Source organism: Citrobacter sp. wls718 (genome assembly GCF_005280945.1).
GTDB classification, from domain to species: Bacteria; Pseudomonadota; Gammaproteobacteria; order Enterobacterales; family Enterobacteriaceae; genus Citrobacter; species Citrobacter gillenii.
Map to the genome: position 1 here is coordinate 65,483 of NZ_SZWV01000038.1, position 3,660 is coordinate 69,142.

3 protein-coding genes, 1 tRNA gene and 1 pseudogene are annotated in these 3,660 nt (G+C 51.8%); 2 read left to right on the plus strand and 3 right to left on the minus strand.

Annotated elements, in window-relative coordinates; translation table 11 throughout:
- Positions 1 to 119, plus strand: a pseudogene (locus tag FDW95_RS23615) (LexA family transcriptional regulator); the annotation flags it as partial.
- Positions 120 to 248: 129 nt separating this feature from the next.
- Here the strand turns inward: FDW95_RS23615 and FDW95_RS07755 are convergent.
- From FDW95_RS07755 to FDW95_RS07765, 3 genes are all read right to left on the minus strand, one after another.
- A tRNA-Pro gene (locus tag FDW95_RS07755) sits at positions 249 to 325 on the minus strand.
- A gap of 73 nt (positions 326 to 398) precedes the next feature.
- Positions 399 to 2,159: an LPS biosynthesis-modulating metalloenzyme YejM gene (gene yejM / locus FDW95_RS07760; RefSeq protein ID WP_137363464.1), complete on the minus strand. Its 1,761-nt coding sequence runs from the start codon at positions 2,157 to 2,159 to the stop codon at positions 399 to 401.
- Between the two features lie 31 nt (positions 2,160 to 2,190).
- Positions 2,191 to 2,418, minus strand: coding sequence for a YejL family protein (locus FDW95_RS07765; protein ID WP_096756447.1), 228 nt, complete (start codon positions 2,416 to 2,418; stop codon positions 2,191 to 2,193).
- A gap of 134 nt (positions 2,419 to 2,552) precedes the next feature.
- On the opposite strand from FDW95_RS07765, the gene yejK reads away from it, so the two are divergent.
- Positions 2,553 to 3,560: a nucleoid-associated protein YejK gene (yejK, locus tag FDW95_RS07770; protein WP_005129293.1), complete on the plus strand. Its 1,008-nt coding sequence runs from the start codon at positions 2,553 to 2,555 to the stop codon at positions 3,558 to 3,560.
- Positions 3,561 to 3,660: the final 100 nt, after the last annotated feature.

A 3,660-nucleotide genomic window follows, 5' to 3' on the forward strand; every position in this document is an offset into this window, starting at 1 on the left:
GGGAGGAGTTGCCAGTAGACGATGATAGCTACAGTTCTTCACATACTGTATTCGGGGTGATCACTTACATTATCAATAATGCCAGGACTGCAGAGTTTGATGACTGCCCGGTGATGTGAGTACCGAAATTATGCAATGTAGTCGATGCCCTGCGTCGGGGTTTTTCCCCGATAATTCCCCATTGCTTCCCCGTACAGAAAACAGGCATAAAAAAACCAGCCGTAAAGGCTGGTTCTTAAAGGAGTTTTTGGTCGGCACGAGAGGATTTGAACCTCCGACCCCCGACACCCCATGACGGTGCGCTACCAGGCTGCGCTACGTGCCGACACTATGGCGCTAATACTACTGCTTTCCACCACGATTGCAAGAGGATGGTTTACTAACTGATTTATAATTAATCAGTTAGCAATAAAACGTTTCTCATCCGTCAGAACCTGTAGCAGTAAGCTCAGCTGTGGTTTCTGATCTTTAATCTTCTCGCCGCGCAAATCATAGGTCTGGTAATTACCGTTGTTGTTGAGCACCAGCGTCATTTCTGGAGTGGTAATCGCCATTGTGCTGCTGTCGGCGGCCGTTACCCAATAGTGGCGTCGCGTGGCATTAAACAAATCCTGGCCTTGCGAATATTCGTTTGCCGGTGTGCTGACGTGCAGTAGTCGCTGCATCAGCGTGGTCATCAGGTCGGTATGATCGGTCAGGCTATTAATGCGCTGAGCGGGTGTACCCGGCCAGTGAATTATCAGTGAAACCTGAAGATGACCGCGCGACCAGTCGAAGCGATTCTCATCCTGCGACAGTGGGATACCCCGACCGGCGGTAATAATCACCACCGTGTTGTTGAGCTTACCCGAATCACGCAGGGCGCCCAGAACGCGGTTAATGTTCGCATCTACGTCCTGAGCGGCGTTGGCGTAGCGTTTAGCAAAGTTCTTCTGGTTGCTGTCATCAATGTTAGTCCCGTTAAAGGAGACCCATGAGAACCAGCGGTTATCTTCCTGCGCGTAGCGGCCCAGCCAGTTGATCCATTGGTTCGCCGTTTGTTCGTCAGATTGTGTCTGCACGCTTGGCATGGAGAAGTCTGACAGCAGCGCCTGGCGATAGAGCGGGCTGGTAAAGCCATCAGAGGAGAATAACCCTAACTGATAACCTTGTTGATTCAGGGCAGAGATCAGCGCGGCAGGCGTTCTGCTTGCCAGAATGCCGTCCATATAGCTTGGCGACACGCCATAGAACAGGCCAAAAATACCGTTATCGGAGGTATTACCGGAACTCATATGGCGCGTGAAGGAAATATTTTGCCCGGCAAATTCCGCCAGGGCTGGCATCTGTTTTTCAAAGCGCGAGTAGTTCAGACCGTCTACGGTGATCAGCAGGACGTTCTGGCCGGTACCCATATCACGATAGCGTAAATCGCTAAGCGGATACTGCACGGAGACCGCTTCCGGATTACCTTGTTCGATCAGGCGGCGCTGATACTCTTGCGCATCCAGCAAACCATGTTTTTCCAGAAACTTACGCGCTGTCATTGGGTAAGACAGTGGCAGGTTTGCGCGCTGCATAGTGATCGGCCGATAGAAATTGGCGTCCGCCCAGATGTACACCACATGCGATGCGATGAACGATACGAAAAAGAAAGCGGCTAAAGGTTTCGCGAAATGACGGCGACGCGTCAGGCTGCGCAGCTTTTGCCAGCTCCAGGTCGCAAACAACATTTCTATTAGCAGAATAATCGGCACGCTGATGAACATCAGCTGCCAGTCACGCGCCGTTTCGTTCTGATCGGGGTTAATGACCAGTTCCCAGACAATCGGATTGAGATGCAGGTGGAAACGGGTGAACACTTCGCTGTCAATCAACAGCAGCGTCATGCCCACGGTCGCCAGGATGGCTGATAAGAATCGCATCAGCCTCTGGGACATGACGATAAACGTCAGGGGGAACAGGATCAGCAAATAGGCGGCAAACACCAGGAAGCTAAAATGCCCGACAACGCTCAGATAAGAATAAACACGACCTGCAAGCGTTGTCGGCCAGTCGGCGACAAACAGGTAACGACTACCGAGCACCATGGCCAACAGAATGTTGAACAAGGCGAACCAGTGTCCCCAGCTAACCATCTGGGAGACTTTCTCACGGTAGCGTTGACGATGAGTTACCATAAACTGTTGTTCGTTTCCCCGGAGCAGGCTCTTAGTGCGCTTGGTCGTCGTTTATCGAAGACTGCAATGCGCGGGCAAATGAATTCGCAATCGCCTGGCGCTGGGCCGGTGCGACGCTTGTATTGATAAGGTTAGTGACCATGTTTCCCAGTACCATCAGGGAAAGATCGGTCGGTGCCTTATGTTTTTCCAGTACGTTGAGCATTTCATTCAGCAATTGTTCAACGTGTTCGTCACTATAGCGGGAAATTTGTGGCATAAATCGAAATCTGTCTGTTCATGAAAGGGCAACATATTACCGTAGCGACAGTTTTTTTTCTGCTTTTTTATCTTCTATTGCGTCACTGCCCGGCAGGTGGTTGAATACCGCCCGGTCTTAAAGGAGAGTTTATCATGAGTCTGGATATCAACCAGATTGCCCTGCACCAGCTTATCAAGCGTGATGAGCAGAACCTTGAGCTGGTCTTGCGCGATTCATTACTGGAGCCGACGGCGACCGTTGTCGAGATGATGGCTGAGCTGCATCGGGTATATAGCGCCAAGAATAAAGCCTATGGCCTGTTTAGCGAAGAGAGCGAACTGGCGCAAACGCTGCGTTTGCAGCGTCAGGGCGAAGAGGATTTTCTGGCGTTCAGTCGTGCCGCAACCGGGCGTCTGCGCGATGAGCTGGCGAAGTATCCGTTTGCTGACGGCGGCATCGTGCTGTTCTGTCATTACCGTTACCTGGCGGTAGAGTATCTGCTGGTGGCGGTGCTGAACAACTTAAGCAGCATGCGCGTGAATGAAAATCTGGATATCAACCCGACGCACTATCTGGATATCAATCATGCTGATATCGTGGCGCGTATTGATTTAACCGAGTGGGAAACCAACCCGGAGTCCACGCGGTATCTGACGTTCCTGAAAGGAAGGGTAGGGCGTAAAGTTGCCGATTTCTTTATGGATTTCCTCGGGGCCAGCGAAGGACTGAATGCGAAAGCGCAAAACCGTGGCCTGCTGCAGGCGGTAGACGACTTCACTGCCGAAGCTCAACTGGATAAAGCTGAACGCCAGAACGTGCGTCAGCAGGTTTATAGCTACTGTAACGAGCAGCTTCAGGCTGGTGAAGAGATTGAACTGGAGTCCCTGTCAAAAGAACTTTCCGGCGTCAGCGAAGTCAGCTTCAGTGAATTTACCGCGGATAAAGGCTATGAGTTGGAAGAGAGCTTCCCGGCAGATCGCAGCACGCTGCGTCAGTTAACCAAGTTTGCCGGTAGCGGCGGTGGGTTAACGATCAATTTCGACGCCATGCTGCTGGGCGAACGCATTTTCTGGGATCCGGCGACGGACACCTTAACCATTAAAGGTACGCCGCCTAACCTGCGCGATCAGTTGCAGCGTCGGACTTCTGGCGGGAAATAACATGGATGATGCCGGATGGCGGCGTAAATGCCTTATCCGGCCACATGTCATACGTTGTCATCGGTTAAAAATGACATAAAAAAACCCCGCCGAGGCGGGG

Bases quoted from the DNA above. Each gene is read 5' to 3' on its own strand.
- yejK (WP_005129293.1), top strand. From the start codon at position 2,553: ATGAGTCTGGATATCAACCAGATTGCCCTGCACCAGCTTATCAAGCGT.
- yejM (WP_137363464.1), bottom strand. From the start codon at position 2,159: ATGGTAACTCATCGTCAACGCTACCGTGAGAAAGTCTCCCAGATGGTT.
- FDW95_RS07765 (WP_096756447.1), bottom strand. From the start codon at position 2,418: ATGCCACAAATTTCCCGCTATAGTGACGAACACGTTGAACAATTGCTG.